The organism is Paraburkholderia sp. HD33-4 (assembly GCF_021390635.1).
Classification (GTDB): domain Bacteria; phylum Pseudomonadota; class Gammaproteobacteria; order Burkholderiales; family Burkholderiaceae; genus Paraburkholderia.
On the sequence record NZ_JAJEJS010000002.1, the window covers coordinates 2,717,554 to 2,733,551 of the forward strand.

Genomic DNA, 15,998 nt, shown 5'->3' on the forward strand with positions numbered 1-15,998 from the left:
CGGCGGCGAAAGAATCTCTGAATTTGAATCGGCGGACGGCTCGGCTATCGTGGTGCGTGTCTGAACGGCACCCACCCTCGCGAGGACCGCACGATGCAAGCCCTTATCTTCGACGTCGACGGCACGCTCGCCGACACCGAGACCGCTCATCTGCACGCATTCAACGCCGCGTTTGCGGAAGCGGGCCTCGACTGGTGCTGGGACGAAGCGCTCTATTCGAGTCTGCTGAAGGTGGCGGGCGGCAAGGAGCGTCTGCTGCATTACTGGCGCACGGTCGAGTGCGAAGAAGCCGGGGGCCCGCGCGCACGGGAAATCGTCGATGCGCTGCATGCGCTGAAAACCCGCCACTACACCGAGCGCATGCGCGAGCGCGGCGTGCCGCTGCGGCCCGGCATCGCGCGTCTGATCGACGAAGCGAACGAGGCTGGTCTGCGCGTGGCGATCGCGACGACCACGACACCCGCCAACCTCGATGCGTTGCTGCAGACGCATTTCGGCGCGAGCTGGCGCCATCGCTTCGCGGCGATCGGCGACGCCGGCACCACGGTGGCGAAAAAACCAGCCCCCGACGTCTATCGCCACGTGCTCCAACAGCTCGGCTTGCAGCCCACCGCCTGTCTCGCCTTCGAGGACTCGCGCAACGGCCTGCTGGCGGCGCACGCCGCGCGCGTGCCGGTCGTCGTCACGCCGAGCGCTTTTACCGCTCACGAGGACTTCGACGGCGCGCTGGCCGTGTTGCCTCATCTGGGCGATCCGCACACGCCGATCGTTGCGATGGTGCGCGGCGAATGGCATCGCTGGGTCGATCTGGCGACACTGCGCCGCTGGCATGAAGACGCCGCGCGGCGTCCCGATACGGCTACGCGCGGCGCACTGAACGCGGACCAGGCGAGCGCGAATGCGAGCGCGTCGTGGCGATGAACCGCGACTACCACGCAGTCCTGATCGATCTCGATGGCACGATGGTCGATACCGCGCCGGACATCGTCGCGGCCGTCGCCCTGATGCTGAAGGACATCGGCGCCGCGCCACTACCGTTGGACACGGTGACCGGCTTCATCGGCAATGGCGTGCGCAGGCTCGTGCGACGCTCGCTGGACGCGGCGGGCACGGGCGAGCACGTCGAACTGGAGCACGCGCAGGCCGTGTTCGAGCGGCACTATGAGGTGACCAACGCGACGCTGGGTCGGGTATTTCCTGGCGTGATGGCCGGGTTGCGCGCGTTGCGGCAGCACGGCTACCGCTGCGCGTGCGTGACCAACAAGCCGCAGGCACTGGCGGCAGCGCTGCTCGAAAAGACCGGGCTTGCCGCTCATCTGGACGTGCTGGTCGCGGGCGACACCGTGGCGAGCATGAAGCCGTCGCCCGAGCCGCTTTGGCACGCGTGCCGGTTGCTCGACGTCGAGCCCGAACGTTGCGTGCTGGTCGGCGATTCATCGGTCGATGTCGCGGCCGCGCGTGCGGCCGGTCTGCCGGTTTTTATCGTCAGCTATGGCTATGGCTGCGCGAGCGGCGCCGACCTGCCGCGCGGAGATACGCTGATCGATTCGTTCGAGGCATTGCCGGCGATTCTCGCGCAAGCGCGGCCGGACCTCGATGCAAACGAGAGCGTCGACGCGAGCGCGAAGTAGTGCCCGCGCCCGCGTCGAGCGCCTAACTCGCCGACAGCAACCCCGCCACCCGATCCGACTTCGTCTGCACCGCGATATCTCTCGCCGTCATCCCCCGGTTGTCCTTCAGCGACCGGCTCGCGCCGCGTGCGAGCAACAGCTGGGCGGTGTCCGCGCGATCGTAGCCGGCCGCCCACATCAGCGCGGTCAGATCGTTCTTGTAGGCCCGGTTCACGTCGACGCCGGCGTCGAGCAATTGACCGACGACCTTCGTTTGCCCCTGGCCCGCCGCGTATTCCATCGCGGTCTTGCCGACGCGATCGGTCGCGAGCGGATCGGCGCCATGCGCGAGCAGCAGCGCAACGATTTCGTCGAAGCCGCCGAAGGCAGCGGCCATCAACGGCGTGTCGCCCGGCGCGTTCGCATGCTGCACGTTCGCGCCGCGCTCGATCAGCGTGCGCGCCATCGCCGTGTCGCCCTTCTTGCACGCGGTGACGAGCGCGGTGTCGCCGATCCGGTTCATCGCGTCGACCGACGCGCCGCGCTGCAGCGCCGCGGCGACCGACTGCTGATCGTCGTCCTTCGCGGCCGCGAGCAGTTGGCGGTTGATTTCGCCCTGGTCCTGCGCGAGCGCCGGCACGCAGGCGCCGAATGCGGTGGCGAGCAGAACGGCGGCCGCCAACGGCCGAGTGAACATGTCTGTCATGGTGGGTTCCCCGTGCTACTGCAGATTGTTGATGTAGGCGGCCAGATGATGAATGTCGTCGTCGGTCAGATTGCGCGTCACGCTGGCCATGTTGCCCGCATCGTTGGTGCGCGTGTGCGAGCGAAAGTCCTGCAATTGCTTGACGATGTACTGATACTGCTGACCCGCGACGCGCGGAATCTCGTTCTGCCCGGAAAAGCCGCCTTGATGGCACATCGTGCACAGCACCTCGGCAGCCTTCTTGCTGCCCGCTTCGATGCTCGCGCCATCGGCGTTGAACCGCACCGGCACGAGATCCTGCGCGGCGAAGTAGTCGGCGATGTCCTGCATGTCCTCGCTCGATAAATCCGACGCCATCGGCGACATGGGCGGATGGCTGCGCCGTCCCAGCTTGAAGTCCTTCAGTTCCAGATACAGATAGCGCGCATTTTGCCCGGCCAGAATCGGATAGTCCGGATTGGTCGAATTGCCCATCGGCCCATGACAGGTCATGCACGCCTGCGCTTTCGGCTTGCCCGCCTCGGCATCGGCGTGCGCGCCCGTCGGCAGCCGTGCGGCGATCAACCCGCCGCACAGCAGCGCCACCCACGCAGCACGGGCCACCCCCCGCGCTCCCCGCAGCACCGGCCCCCTCATGGCACCGCGAACACGACGACGCTATCGCCGCGCTTGAAGTCGAGCTGCGTATTGCCGCCCGCCGCGACCGCCACGTATTGCTTGCCGTTCACCGTGTACGACACGGCCGGCGCGTTGACGCCCGCGCCGCACTGGAACTCCCACAGCTTCTTGCCGCTGGCGGCATCGAACGCGCGGAACAGGCCGTTGCCTTCGCCGTTGAACACGAGGCCGCCCGCCGTCGCGAGTACGCCGCCGATCAGCGGCTGGTCGGTCTTGTAGTCCCACGCGACCTTGCCGGTGTCGACGTTGACGGCCGACAGCTTGCCCCATTGCTGCTCTGACGCAATCACCTTGAACGCGCCGCCGAGCCACAGCTTGCTGCCGCCCGGATAGGCGGCGTCCTCGACCTGGTACGTCATCGGTTGATGCAGGTTGGCCGCGTAGACGAGGCGCGTTTGCGGATCGAACGCGATCGGCGACCACTCGACGCCGCCGTTCGCGCCCGGCAGCATGCGCGCGCCGGCCGCGGTCGGCAGGGTCCACATGTCCTCCTGCGGAATCATCGCCTGCGAGAAGCGGATCAGACGGCCGGTGGCGCGATCATGCACGTACACGTGACCGGTCTTGCCCGCATGCACGACGCCGGGGATCATCTTGCCGTCGTTGTCGCGCACGTCGATCAGGATCGGCGGGCTCACCGCGTCGAGGTCCCAGACATCGTGCGGCACATACTGGTAATGCCATTTGTACTTGCCGGTGTCGAGATCGATCGCGACGAGCGAATCCGTATACAGGTTGTCTCCCGGCCGGATCGCGCCATACAGGTCCGGCGACGGATTGCCGACCACGAAGAACACCGTGTGCGTTTTCCGGTCGACCGCCGGCGTCATCCAGACGCCGCCGCCGAGCGTCTTGTAGAAGTCGCCGCCCTTGTCGGCCAGTTGCTTCTTCTCCGCGGCGATGTCGCGCTTCTCGTCGCGGCCGGTCGCGTCCTTGGTGGCCCATACGCCTTCCTGGCCGCTGTCAGGAATCGTGTAGAAGGTCCACAGCAACTGGCCGGAATTCGCGTCGAACGCCTTCACGAAGCCGCGAATGCCGTACTCTCCGCCGTTCGTGCCGATCAGCACCTTGCCGTCGACGACCGTCGGCGCCATCGTTTCCGAGTAGCCCTCGTCGGGATCGGCGATCTTGGTTTGCCACAGCACGTTGCCGGTTTTGGCGTCGAGCGCGACGAGTTTGGAATCTAGTGTGCCCATATAGAGCCGGTCACCGGAGATCGCTACGCCACGGTTGTTGGGCCCGCAACAGAACGTCGTGACCGGACCCATCTTGTGCTTGTAATGCCAGTACTCCTTGCCGGTCGTCGCATCGATCGCGTACACGTGATTGAACGACGTGGTCAGGAACATCACACCGTCCTTCACGATCGGCGCCGTTTCCATTGACTCGTGGACGGCCGTCTGAAAGATGAACACCGGTCTGAGCTTCGCGACGTTCGTCTTGTTGATCTGCGAGCCGGGGTAATAGCGCGTCTGCGCGTACGACCCGTTCGGATGCAGCCAGGCCGCCGTCGTACTGCCGGCGCGATCGAGCTGATCCTGGCTTACGGGCTGAAGCGTCGAGGGCATCGGCGCAGCGGTGGTGGTCGAGCTGTTCTGGACTTCGTCGGCGGCATGAGCCGCGGGCAAGCCGAAAGCAATGGCGAGCAGCGGCAGGCCGATAATTCCTTGAACACGATTGAATGGCATGAGCGTCTCCTAGCTTTTTATTGTTCCGATGAATTGCAGCGCAGGAGTGCGACATGGGATCCACGCGGACGACAGCGTGAAAGAACACGGTGGCGCAACCCTCGCAGACAACGCAAGCGTACGACTTCGAATCGTTGTTAGCTTTGTCAGGACGGGTCGGCTTCGCGCAGTGGGGAGAAGTGATGCACGGGCTCGCGGAAAGCCGGCTCGATTAAGGGTAGGCGATGTGTTCCGGATTTTCTAGAGCAAATCGTTAAGGAGTGGGAATTGATGAGTCTGCACCATTGTGGCCGCTCATCGCCGCGCCGGTCATCGCTTTCACCCAGGTCGCGGCGAGCGGGCTACGCGTCGAAACCGAATAGCCGGCGCGGCGTTTCCCACTGGATCTGCCGACGCAGTGTCGCGTCGGGAACGATCGTCTCGAACATCGTCAGCAGCGGACCGTAGTCGAGCCGCTCCGGCGCGCGCAGAAACGGCCAGTCGGAACCCCATACGCAGTGCTCGGGCCCGAACGCGCGCAACAGCGCCTGCGCGTACGGCCAGGTGTCCTCGTACGGATGCGGGGCACGCGAATACTTCTGCCAGCCCGACAGCTTGACGCTGGCCCGGCCGCTATCCGCGAGCCGCAGCAGCGAGTCGAAGCCGGCCTGCGCGACGCCGTCCGCGAGATTGGGGCGGCCGCAGTGATCGACGACGATCGCGGCCGGCTGCCGTGCGAGCCAGGGACCGAGCGCCGTCATCTGGTCGCCGGCGACCTGGATCTGCGCGACCATGCCGAGATCGGCCAGGATACCGAACAACTCGCCCGCTTCGAGCACGAGTTCGACGCCCTCCATCGCCGGATTGAACGCGACGCCTATCACCCCCGCCCGCTGTAACGCGACCAGTTCGCCACGGCCGATGTCGTTATCGACCACCGCAATGCCGCGAAAACGCGCCGCGTAGGTTTCGAGCGCATCGAGCAGGCAGCGGTTGTCGCTGCGATAGCCGCTCGTCGGGCCGACCAGCAGCGCGTGGCGCACGCCATACGCATCCATCACGCGCACGAACTGCGCGGCGGTGCCGATCTCCTGCTGCGCCGGCCGATAAGCGGTGTCGTCGCGATACGGAAAGCGGACCGGATCGAACACGTGGCAATGGCAGTCGATCTTGTCTTCGTCGAATACGCTCATGAGTTTTTCCACTTAATAGACGGGCGCTGCACTGCCCGCGACAGCCGCACGATCGACGACGCGCCGCGCGCCCTGATAAGCCAGCTCGAGCCGCGCCTGTGCAGGCAGCGACGGCATCGGCATTTCGACGCTGAGCACGACCTCGGGCGCCACGGCGCGCAGCAGTGCTTCGAGCGGCAATACGCCGTCGCCGGGCGCGAGCCGCGCGGTGCGCGCTTCGAGGATCGCTTCATCGTCGTCCGTGGGCAGCGTGGCTAGCGCGTCGCACAGCTGAACGAAGCCGATCGATTCGGACGGCAGCGCGGCTACCTCTTTCGGCGTGCCGCCCGCGCGCGACAGATGCAGCGCATCGACCAGCAGCGCGAGATTAGGATGCGCGGCGCGTTCGAGCGCGGCTCGCGCCTGCGCGAGCGTGCCCACATGACGCCAGCGCATGAATTCCAGATCGATGCGCAATCCGAACGGTTCCGCCAGCTCGGCGAGCGCGGCGAGGTTGGTGGCCAGACGCACTGCGTCGGGGTCGTCGCCGGACACGCTCACGCAGCGCGCGCCGAGCGCGGCCGCTGCCTCGAACAACGGCACGAACGATGCGGCATCGAGCGTCGGCACGACCGGGATGAACTCGACGTCGCACACGGCAATGCCCTCGCCCGCCATCGCATCGCGCAGTTCGCGGTGCGCCGCGCTGCCCGCCATCAACGGATAGGCTACACCGCCGGGCGTGGCCGGATGCATGCGCAAGCCGACGCCGTTGAAGCCTGCGCGCGCGGCGAGCCGCACCCACTGCACCGGCGCGATGTCGAGCGCAGTCAGGTGCGCGACGGCAAGCGGGCGCGGCATCTGTTGAGCGGGTTTCAATACGTGGCCCTCCCGCCCGTCAGGTCGAACGTGAAGCCCGTCGTGAAGCTGCATGCGGGACTGACGATCCAGCTCGCCATCCTGCCGACTTCCTCGACCTGCAGGAAGCGGCCGAGCGGAATCTTCGCCTTGCTCGCCTCGATATGCTCGGACGACATTTCGCGGAACAACTCCGTCTCCACCATCGCGGGCGCCACGCAGTTGATCAGCACGTTGTCGCGCGCGAGTTCCTTCGCGGCCGATTTGGTGAAAGCAATGACGCCTGCTTTCGCCGCCGAGTACGCGGAAATGAACTGCACGCCTTCCTTGCCCGCAATCGACGCGACATTCAGAATCCGGCCGCCGCCACGCGCGCGCATGTGCGGAACCGCGACGCGGCAGCTGTAGAACACGCTGTTCAGATCGACTTCGAGCACACGCTGCCAAGCCTCCACCGGATACTCCCAGCTCGGCACCACCGGCCCGTTGATGCCCGCGTTGTTGACGAGAATATCGACCTGCCCGAGCGCCGCGACGGTCGCTCCGAATGCGCGCTCGACCGCCTCGTATGACGAAACATCGACCGACTGCAGATGATCCGGCTCGAAGCCCAGACGCTTCGCATCGCAGCCGCCGACATCGAGGTCCCACAGCGCGACGCGGGCGCCGTCCGCCTTCAGTTGACGGGCGATGGCGAGCCCGATGCCGCGCGCCGCGCCGGTGACGATCGCGACCTGGCCGTCGAAAGAGTGACTCATGGCAAACATTTCCTTGTGAGGTTTCAGACAGAGAAGTTCAGAGGGACGATTCGGCGTTGGTCAGCACGATCCGCTTGATGTCGCCGACCACGAACACATAGGACAGCGCACCGACCAGCGTGACCGCCGAAATGAACGCGAGCGCATAGACGAATGAACCGGTCGCGCCGACGATCAACCCGATCACGAGCGGCGTGACGATGCCGGCCGCGTTCGCGAACAGATTGAAGATGCCGCCGCTAAGCCCAAGCAGACCCTTCGGCGCGATATCGGACACGATCATCCACGCCAGTGCCGACATGCCCTGCGCGAAGTACGCGACACACAGGATCGCGATCACGGCCGCGGTCGAATCGACGTAGTTCGCGAGCGCGATGCTCGAGGCGGCGAGCAGGCCGCTGATCACCGGCAGCTTGCGCGACCAGTTCAGCGAGATGCCGCGGCGGAGCATCGCATCGGAAATCCAGCCGCCGCTCAGCGTGCCGACCGAGGCGGCAATGAACGGCAGCACCGCGACCATGCCGACCTTCAGCCACGGCATGTGCCGCTCGGTGACGAGATAGGTGGGAAACCACGTAAGGAAAAACACATTGGTCGAATTGCAGGCGAACTGGCCGATGCAGATGCCGAGCATGCTGCGGCGACGCAGCAGCGCGCCGATATCGGCCCAACGAAAGCGCGTCGAATCCCGCTTGCCATCGACCACCCCGCCGCCGCTCGCGATGTAATCGAGCTCAGCGGGGTTCGCCGCTTTCGATTCATGCGGCTCGCGAAAGCGCAGCAGCCAGACCGCGCCGAACGCGACGCCCACCGCGCCGACCATGCCGAACAGCGCGCGCCAACCGTAGCGCTGTTCGAGCCAGAACAGCAGCGGGCTCAGGAAAGCGAGGCCCACGTACTCGGCGAACGTGTAGATGCCGGTCGCCCGAGCCCGCTCGCTTTGCGGGAACCACACCGCGACGACGCGGCTGTTGGTCGGAAAACACGGCGCTTCGGCCGCGCCGATCAGAAGCCGCATGATCAGTAGCGACACGAAGCCGGTCGCGAGTCCTTGCAGCCCCGTGAACATCGACCACAGCGTCAACGCGAAGAAATAAGTCCAGCGGGTGCCGACGCGATCGAGCAGCACGCCGCCCGGAATCTGCGAAGCGGTGTAGGTCCAAGAAAAAGCGGAAAAGATCACGCCCATCAGTGCCGGCGTCAGGCCCAGATCGTGGCTCATGCCCGGCGCGGCAATGCCCGCCACGCTGCGATCGAGATAGTTGATCATCGTGCCGATCGCGAGCAGCGCGAGGATGCCGAAGCGCGCCCGTGTGCGTGCGGCGGCGGGCGCGGCGGCGTTGGCGGGCGCGCCGGCTTGCGCGGAAAAGGTCCGCGGGGTCTGGGTTGAGTTCATCGCGTCTCCATCGTTGATTTCGTCCGCGCCGCCGGCCTTCGGGCTTGGCGGCCGGCGTGCGGTCTTCGATGGAAATACTAGGGAGTAACCGTCCCGCTGTCGTATGCCGAGGTTGAGCTATCCTATAACTTTTGGTTAATCACTCGGTGCGATCAGGAGTCGGAGGCAAGGATGCGTTTCAAGCTGCGGCAAATGGAAGTTTTTCGCGCGGTGATGCTGACGGGCTCGATCAACGCGGCCGCCAGAATGCTGTACGTGTCGCAGCCGGCCGTCAGCAAGCTCGTGTCGCACACGGAAACCACCTTGGGTTTGCGGCTGTTCGAGCGCGCCAAAGGCCGCCTGATTCCGACGGCCGAAGCGCAGGCGCTGTTTCGCGAGGTCGAGCAGGTCTATCAATCGGCGTTGCGGGTCGATGAATTCGCACGCGCGCTCGCGCTCGGCCCGGCGAGCCTTTTGCGCGTCGCGTGCAGTCCGTCGCTCGCGACGGCGATCGTCGCGCCGGCCATCGTCGAGCTGAAGCGCAAGCTGCCGGGGCTGCGGGTCGACTGGCATACGACGCTGATGGCCGAAATGCCGTTGGAAGTTCTGAGCAAAACGGTGGACGTCGCGATCACCTCGATGCCGATCGAGCACGAGCATCTCGAAGTGGTGCCGTTCATGCGCGGACGGATGGTCTGCGTCCTGCCGCCCGATCACCCGCTCGCCGAACGCACGAGCATTGCGCTCGCCGATCTGACCGCCGAGCCGATGATTCTTTTCAGGCGCGACATTCCGTTCGGCACGATGGTCGTGCGCGCCTGCCAGCAAGCCGACGTCGAACTGACTTCGGTCGTCGACGTGACGCGCGCCGATCAGGCGCTTGCGCTAGTACGCGGTGGACTCGGACTCGCGATCGTCGATGAATTCGCAGCGGCCGGGGAAGATTGCGTCATGCGTCCGCTGGCGGAGAACCTCGAGATGACGTCGACTTTCGTCTACTCGAAGTTCTCGCCGCCGACGCGCAACGCGATGCTGCTGATGCGGGCCGTCTACCGGCGCGCCGAACAGTTGGAACGGCAGATCGGCAGTGTGCCGGGCGACATCGCGTGAGCTCGCTTCGGGTTGCGGCCGCTCATCGAGCCGATCAGAACCGGCCGCCGCGCGAATCGGCACCCTGCAGATAGTTCCGGTTGGTCTGTTCCGGATTCCGGTTCACCAGCGCTCGCGCGTACAGCGGATGATGCAGGCTGCGCACTTCGTGTTCGAGCCTGAAGCAACGCTCTCCGGACGACAGATCGACCAGGTCCGCAAACCGGTACTGGTGCGGCTCCTCGCCATATACGAGGCCTTTTTCCGAGAGCCGCGCGAACGGCCCCGAAAAAGCGGCGGTGTAAATGGCGATGTGGTGTCCGTCGTATTCAGGAATGGGCTCGGTCGTTTCCGCGTAGAGCAGTTGCTGATGCGTGCCGATGTCGATGATCGCGCGGTGCAGTCCATGCTTCTCTTCGATGTCGACGGTCGCGTCGAACATGTCGCGGTAAAAGCGCGCGATAGGCAACGCGCTGCCGACCGGCACATCCATTTTCACGAACGCGATGCCCAGATCGATTTCCGACCACGGAGCCGACGCGGATCGACCGGGCGGATCGAGACACTCGTAGCGGTTGCCCCAAGGACACGTCACTTCGACACTGCCTTCGCGCTCCGTCCAGCCGAACGCGGTGCCGGCGAGCAACGGCTCGACCGAGCGCAGACGCTTGACGAGCGCTTCGCGCTGGCCCACCACGAGACCGACACTGCCGCGTAGACGTTGCGCCGCACCATGCGGCAAGTGAATCTGCGAGCGGCCGATGTTGATCCACATATTCTCGACACCGGTCATCACGAACGGATCGCGCGTGAGCCCAAGGCCGGTGACGTAGAAAGCGGTCGCGAGAATCTGGTTGGGGATTTTCAGGTTGACGTGTTCGAGCAGGATCAGATTGCCGGTGTCGTCGTTAGCGTATGAATGTTCCATGTGTTTGCCTTGTGCATGAGCCGCGAAACGCTCGGCAAATTATGCATCAACAGGGCAAATGGTACGTACTCGTGCAACTTGGGCGGTGTCGCGGTGTCGCGGCGTCTCGATGTCGAGAGGCGTATCAAGCGTCGCGCACGTGCTCACGTCTCGAGAACCTCCCACGGCCCATCGCCGGTTTTGCAGACGATCGGCGTCCAGGTTTGGGTCCGTCCTTTGGCGACCGCGGTCAGCGTCGCGGTCCGGCAGGTGCGATCGCCGTCCTTCGTCGTATCCTGCGGCGTCACCGTGCCTCTGATCGAAACAGAATTGCCGGTACCCGCGTTGCTCCACTCGTACGATTCGCCATCCCCTTTTGTATCGAGCGCCTTTTGCGCCGCGTCGTTGAGCGCTTGACGGTCGGCGTCGTGCATGTACTTGACGGGCGTGTCTTTCACAAAGTTCAGGTTCGTTGCATGGCATAAAACGGGGCTGGCGAGCAGCGCCACCGCTGCAAACCACTGCGTGATCGCGAGCGTATGCGCGGCGTCGGGTGTGAGCGCGCACGCGTCGGGACGAGGTTGACGTGGCATGAGTTTCTCCTCGATATCATCCGCGGTCCGCGTCGTCCGTGAGATCGCGGTTTTGCTGGAATGCGTCGACGACGTCGGCCACCGAGCCGCGCCGGCCGATGTGGCCGACACGCGTTTCGAGCCCCTCGGCGCGCAGCATGTCACGCACGTCCGCGTGCGCGCCGACGACCTTCATCGCGGTGCCCGCGGCCTCGAGCGCGCCGTGCATCGCTTCGAGCATGCGCGCCCCCGCCAGATCGACGAGCGGCGACGCGGACAGATCGCAGATCACCAGTTGGACCGGCTCGGGTGCCGCGTGGATCATGCGCCAGATCGTCTCGCGCACGTGCTCGACGTTGAAGTAGAGCAGCGATGCCTCGACACGTACCGCCAGCACATGCGCAATCGTCTCGTTCTCGGCATGACGTTCGAGATCGGAGAAATTGCGCGTGCCGGGAATTCGCCCGAGCATCGCGACATGCGGATGCGCGGCGCGGCGGATGATCAGCAGCATCGACACCAGCACGGCGACGATGACGCCCTTCAGGATGCCCAACAACAGCACCGCCGCGAACGCCACCATCGAAATCGCGAATTCGAAGCGGCTCACGCGCCACACATGACGCAATTCGCCGACATCGACGAGGCCCTTCACGGCCACGAGCACGATCGCCGCCAGCACGACGTTGGGCAGATTCGCCAGTAGTCCGGTGAGGAACAGCAGGCAGAAGCCGATCGCGAGCGACGCGAATACCAGCGCAAGCGCGCTTTTCGCGCCGGCCTTGTCGTTCACCGACGATTGCGACAGCCCGCCCGCGACCGGAAAGGCCTGGAACAATCCGGCAGCCAGATTGGCCGCGCCGAGGCCCAGCAATTCCTGGCGGGCGTCGATCTCGTAGCCATGCGCCTGCGCGAGCGCGCGCGCGGCCGACACGCTCTCGACATAGGCCAGCAACAGGCACGCGAACGCGAGCGGAACGATGCCGTCGACATCGCGCAGCCGCAGCCCCGGCAGACGCAATTCAGGCAAGCCCTGAGGCAGCGCGCCCACCAGCGTGAAGCCGCGGCTCGCCAGCGGCGTGACGGACAACACGACGATCGACGCAGCGACGACGCCGAGCGCCACCGGACGCCCCGGCAGAAACTTTTCGCCGAGCAGCAGCAACGCGATGCAAACGAGGCCGAAAGCGAGCACGCTGACGTTGGTGAGCGGAAGCTGCCCCCACAGCACGGCGATCCGTTCGAAGAAAAATTCGCCGCCGCCTTTCACGCCGAACAGCTTCGGCAACTGCGTCATCGCGATCGTCAGCGCGGCGCCCGCCTTGAAGCCGAGCAGGATCGTCTCGCTGATGAAGCTGACGAGCGAACTCAGGCGCAGCAGCCAGCCGATCACACACATGCAGGCGATCAGCACGGACGTGAGCGCCGCGATCGAAGCCCAGCGCGCCGGGTCGCCGCCGGCCATCGTCGCGACCGTGACGCCGACCAGCATCGAGATCGCCGAGGTCGGGCCGATCGCGAGCTGGCGCGACGAGCCGAACAACGCGTAACAGAGCCCGCCGACCAGATAGCCGTAGATGCCGTATTGCGGCGGCAAGCCGGCGAGCGACGCATACGCGAGCGATACCGGAATGCCATAGGCCGCCAGCGTCACGCCGGCGACCGCGTCCTTCGCGAGCCATCGGGGCTGATAGCTTCGCAGCCACTGCGCGGGAGGAAACGCGGCGCGCCACCCGCGCGCGGGCGCCGCGGACGACTCGAGGCCGGTGACGCTGGGTGGATTGTTCAACGTAGCGCCTCGAGTACGAAAGCGGACCTGACGGAAGCGCGGGCGTGCCGTGCGGCGATGGCCTCAGCCAACCCGGAGCGGCTTAGGGCGAATCCTTGACGCGCTGCCACGTGCGATCCGGATCGAACTCGGTCACAAGCGGCGCATGCGGGCCACGGTCCTTCTGATAGATCACGCCGTTGTTGCTGACCACGAACGTCATCACGCCGCTCTTGCCGTACTGCGCCGGGTAAGCGACCATCGCGAAGCCCGCGATCATGTGGCCGTTGATCACGTAGCTGAACGCGCCGCCCGGCGCGCTCTTGCCCTGCCGCGTCAGAATGTGGAACTGGTAGCCCCGGTAGGGATCACCCACCGCGTGGCCTTTCAGATATTCGGAGCTGGCGGCGACGAGCGGGCCGAACGGACTTTCTTCTTCGCCGCTGTCTTCGTCGGTGTGCCAATAGAGGCCGTCCTGCTTGCCCGGCGTGCTGGCCAGCTTCTGCGCGTACTCGTGCAGGCCGTCGTGGTTGCGGTCGCGCGACGCGTATTCGCGCTGCGCGTCGATGTAAGCACTCAGCACCTTGATCGCTTCGAGTTCGTTGGAGCCGATCCGTCGATTGATCAGTTCTTCTTCGCCCTCTTCGGTGGCGAATCGCCAGCTGCCGCCCTCTTTCACGATCGGTATCGGCATTGGCCACGCCTCGTCGCCGACCAGCAGAATCCGCCGGTTCGGTCCCCTGTCGTCGAGCACGTGATAGGCCTCGAGCTCGCTGCTCGCCTTGGCCCAGTTCGCCTCGTTCTCCGCCTGGTCCGGCGATACCACGAGGCTCTTGTGTTTTTCGCCGAAGATGGCGACGAGCGACGCTTCGTCGTCGGTCTTCAGTGCGCTGGACAGCGCGGCGACCGCGTCTTCCGGGGTGGCGAAGGTGCGCTGCGCATCGGCGAGCGCGGCCAACGGAACCGACAGCGCGAACACCAACGCGCAAAGCCGGCGCGCTGTGGCCACACGTCGCCGCGAATCGTCGCGTGCGCGCTTTCCGGGGATGCTCTGCCCGCTCATGGCTGCTCCTTATCGCCGTCCGCCGCCGCGGCCGCCACCGCCGCCGGCCCGCGGCGAGAATCCACCACCACCACCGCCGCCACGCCCGCCGCCGCCGGAGAACCCACTGCTACCCGCCGATTGGCGGCTCGCCGCACCGCGCGCGCTGTTGGCTTGCGTGGTGCGCGCCGAGCCGTAGCCGCTGAACGCATCGCCGCCGCGCGAAGGCGCCGCGCGCTGGTTGACGTCGCGGGTGCCTGCCGACGCCGTCGGACGCTGGGACGGCTGCGGCCGCCCTTGCGCGCCACCGCCGCCACCGCCGAAGTTGGCGCCGCCACCGCCTCCCGCGCCACCACCGGCGAAGTTTGCGCCGCCACCGCCCGCGCCGCCCCCGCCTCGACCTCCGAAGTTGCCGCCGCCAGCGCCTGCGCCACCGCCGGCACCCGCACCGCCGCCTCGCGACGGCGGATCGCCGACCCGTTGCGTGCGCGCCGAGCGGTCCGCGACGCCGCTGACCTGGCCCGGCTTCTTGTCCGGGGTCCACGCGGACGTGCCTCCGCCCTGCCCGCGGCCGCCGCCGCGGTTGATGTCGCCGGTGTTGATGTTGCCGCGCTCGACGTTTCTATCGCCCCGGTTAACGGTTCTATCGCCGCGCTCGACGTTTCTTTCGCGGTTGATGTTGATATTGTTGTTGCCGCCGCCCCCGTAATGCGCGACATAGTGCCCGCCGCTCCAGGCAGCGGTAATCGCCGCGCCCCAGATCAGCCCCGTCGCGAGCGCGGCGCCGGGCGCGTACGGATAGTAGTAGGCCGGATACGGCGCGGGCGCGTAGGCATAGGTCACGGGCGCACTGGCCACGACGACGGTCTGCGGGTTGTACTGCGGGACATAGATCACCTGCGGGTCGGCCGGCTGGATCTTGATCACTTCTTTCTCGACGACCACGACCTGCTTGTCATCGGATTTCAGATGTCCCGCCGACTGGGTTTGCCGCCTGAAGCGCTGAATCGCTTCGAGCACCGCGCCCTGATCGGTCACAACGGCTTCGCCGAGAGCGATCGTCCAGTCGAGATCGGTACTCATCTTCTTGACGATCACGGGGTAATTCAGCAGCGCCTTCACCGGGTCGTGCCAGGAGTCGTTGAGCTTCAGCGACTTGTCGTTCTTGTACTGATCGAGAAAACGGTCGGCCTGCACGATCTCCACGGGATAGGTTGCGGAAGGAAGGATGATCGCGATCAGGTCGTCCGGATACAGCGCGATCGGTCCGACGAGCTGGTCGAGCGTCGCTGCAGGGATCGGGGCGCCGCTCGCAGCGGCGTTCGCCGGGGCGTTCGCGGCCGGCGCCTGCGCCAGCGTTACCGCAGTGGAAAACGCGCCGCAGCACGCCAGAAGGGCGGCGCCCAGCACATGGCTGACGCGTCGCGCGCGCCTCGGTTGGTCGCAGAACGTGAGCGTGTGCTTGCGCCTGTCGACCGCCGTTGCAAACGGGATGATGCGTGCCCGAGCACGCGATTCGCGGTCCATCGATGGTCCCCTTGCGCTTCGTCAGCGACCCCGGGCTGCGTGGCGACGCAGCGCTCGAGAGCCCTATCTTTGACAGACAGTGATCCGAAGCAATGGAAACGAGCTACACCTGGTGCATGAATACAATTTTGGAAATCGCGGACGAGATTGCAAATACGACCTTGGTCCCATTGCGCGCGACAGGTCCGCGACACCATGATGAAAGCGAACCTGCCATTGCTGCGCGATCACCGCGCGGCAACCGGTCCCACCAGAATTTCCATTCACGG

Annotated in this window: 15 protein-coding genes; 3 read left to right on the forward strand and 12 right to left on the reverse strand. The window is 65.9% G+C overall.

What is annotated here, in order from left to right; all coding sequences use genetic code 11:
* The first annotated feature begins 93 nt into the window (after positions 1-93).
* Both L0U84_RS32250 and gph read left to right on the forward strand, forming a co-directional pair.
* The gene (locus L0U84_RS32250) at positions 94-921 is read left to right on the forward strand and encodes an HAD-IA family hydrolase (protein ID WP_233856103.1); all 828 of its coding nucleotides are present in this window, start codon (positions 94-96) and stop codon (positions 919-921) included.
* Entirely contained in the window at positions 912-1,631 is a 720-nt protein-coding gene (gene gph, locus L0U84_RS32255; protein WP_442794065.1) for a phosphoglycolate phosphatase, read from the forward strand. The genes L0U84_RS32250 and gph overlap by 10 nt, the downstream gene beginning before the upstream one ends.
* A 22-nt stretch (positions 1,632-1,653) precedes the next feature.
* Here gph and L0U84_RS32260 read toward each other — a convergent pair whose 3' ends face one another.
* The 7 genes from L0U84_RS32260 to L0U84_RS32290 all read right to left on the reverse strand — a co-directional run bounded on the left by L0U84_RS32260 (position 1,654) and on the right by L0U84_RS32290 (position 8,845).
* Positions 1,654-2,316 (reverse strand): ankyrin repeat domain-containing protein, encoded by a 663-nt coding sequence (locus tag L0U84_RS32260; protein ID WP_233856104.1) that lies wholly within the window; start codon positions 2,314-2,316, stop codon positions 1,654-1,656.
* Between the two features lie 15 nt (positions 2,317-2,331).
* Positions 2,332-2,952, reverse strand: coding sequence for a c-type cytochrome (locus L0U84_RS32265; RefSeq protein ID WP_233856105.1), 621 nt, complete (start codon positions 2,950-2,952; stop codon positions 2,332-2,334).
* Positions 2,949-4,682: a pyrroloquinoline quinone-dependent dehydrogenase gene (locus L0U84_RS32270; RefSeq protein WP_233856106.1), complete on the reverse strand. Its 1,734-nt coding sequence runs from the start codon at positions 4,680-4,682 to the stop codon at positions 2,949-2,951. The genes L0U84_RS32265 and L0U84_RS32270 overlap by 4 nt, the downstream gene beginning before the upstream one ends.
* Positions 4,683-5,023: 341 nt before the next feature.
* Entirely contained in the window at positions 5,024-5,854 is an 831-nt protein-coding gene (locus L0U84_RS32275; protein ID WP_233856107.1) for an amidohydrolase family protein, read from the reverse strand.
* A gap of 12 nt (positions 5,855-5,866) precedes the next feature.
* On the reverse strand, positions 5,867-6,712 hold the full coding sequence (locus L0U84_RS32280; RefSeq protein WP_233856108.1) for a sugar phosphate isomerase/epimerase family protein: 846 nt from the start codon (positions 6,710-6,712) through the stop codon (positions 5,867-5,869).
* Positions 6,709-7,449 (reverse strand): SDR family NAD(P)-dependent oxidoreductase, encoded by a 741-nt coding sequence (locus tag L0U84_RS32285; RefSeq protein ID WP_233856109.1) that lies wholly within the window; start codon positions 7,447-7,449, stop codon positions 6,709-6,711. Before L0U84_RS32285 ends, L0U84_RS32280 begins: the two co-directional genes overlap by 4 nt.
* A 37-nt stretch (positions 7,450-7,486) precedes the next feature.
* A complete protein-coding gene (locus L0U84_RS32290; protein WP_233856110.1) occupies positions 7,487-8,845 on the reverse strand; it encodes an MFS transporter in 1,359 nt (452 codons plus the stop codon).
* Positions 8,846-9,016: 171 nt separating this feature from the next.
* Between L0U84_RS32290 and L0U84_RS32295 the strand changes: the two genes are divergently transcribed.
* Entirely contained in the window at positions 9,017-9,934 is a 918-nt protein-coding gene (locus L0U84_RS32295; RefSeq protein ID WP_233856111.1) for a LysR family transcriptional regulator, read from the forward strand.
* A 34-nt stretch (positions 9,935-9,968) separates the two neighbouring features.
* On the opposite strand, the gene L0U84_RS32300 is transcribed toward L0U84_RS32295, so the two are convergent.
* The 5 genes from L0U84_RS32300 to L0U84_RS32320 all read right to left on the reverse strand — a co-directional run bounded on the left by L0U84_RS32300 (position 9,969) and on the right by L0U84_RS32320 (position 15,729).
* A complete protein-coding gene (locus L0U84_RS32300) occupies positions 9,969-10,841 on the reverse strand; it encodes a glyoxalase/bleomycin resistance/dioxygenase family protein (RefSeq protein WP_233856112.1) in 873 nt (290 codons plus the stop codon).
* A 143-nt stretch (positions 10,842-10,984) separates the two neighbouring features.
* Positions 10,985-11,413, reverse strand: coding sequence for an RT0821/Lpp0805 family surface protein (locus tag L0U84_RS32305; protein WP_233856113.1), 429 nt, complete (start codon positions 11,411-11,413; stop codon positions 10,985-10,987).
* A gap of 16 nt (positions 11,414-11,429) precedes the next feature.
* The gene (locus L0U84_RS32310) at positions 11,430-13,181 is read right to left on the reverse strand and encodes a SulP family inorganic anion transporter (protein ID WP_233856114.1); all 1,752 of its coding nucleotides are present in this window, start codon (positions 13,179-13,181) and stop codon (positions 11,430-11,432) included.
* A gap of 82 nt (positions 13,182-13,263) precedes the next feature.
* On the reverse strand, positions 13,264-14,223 hold the full coding sequence (locus tag L0U84_RS32315; protein ID WP_233856115.1) for a DUF2950 domain-containing protein: 960 nt from the start codon (positions 14,221-14,223) through the stop codon (positions 13,264-13,266).
* Between the two features lie 9 nt (positions 14,224-14,232).
* On the reverse strand, positions 14,233-15,729 hold the full coding sequence (locus L0U84_RS32320; RefSeq protein ID WP_233856116.1) for a DUF3300 domain-containing protein: 1,497 nt from the start codon (positions 15,727-15,729) through the stop codon (positions 14,233-14,235).
* Positions 15,730-15,998 lie beyond the last annotated feature (269 nt).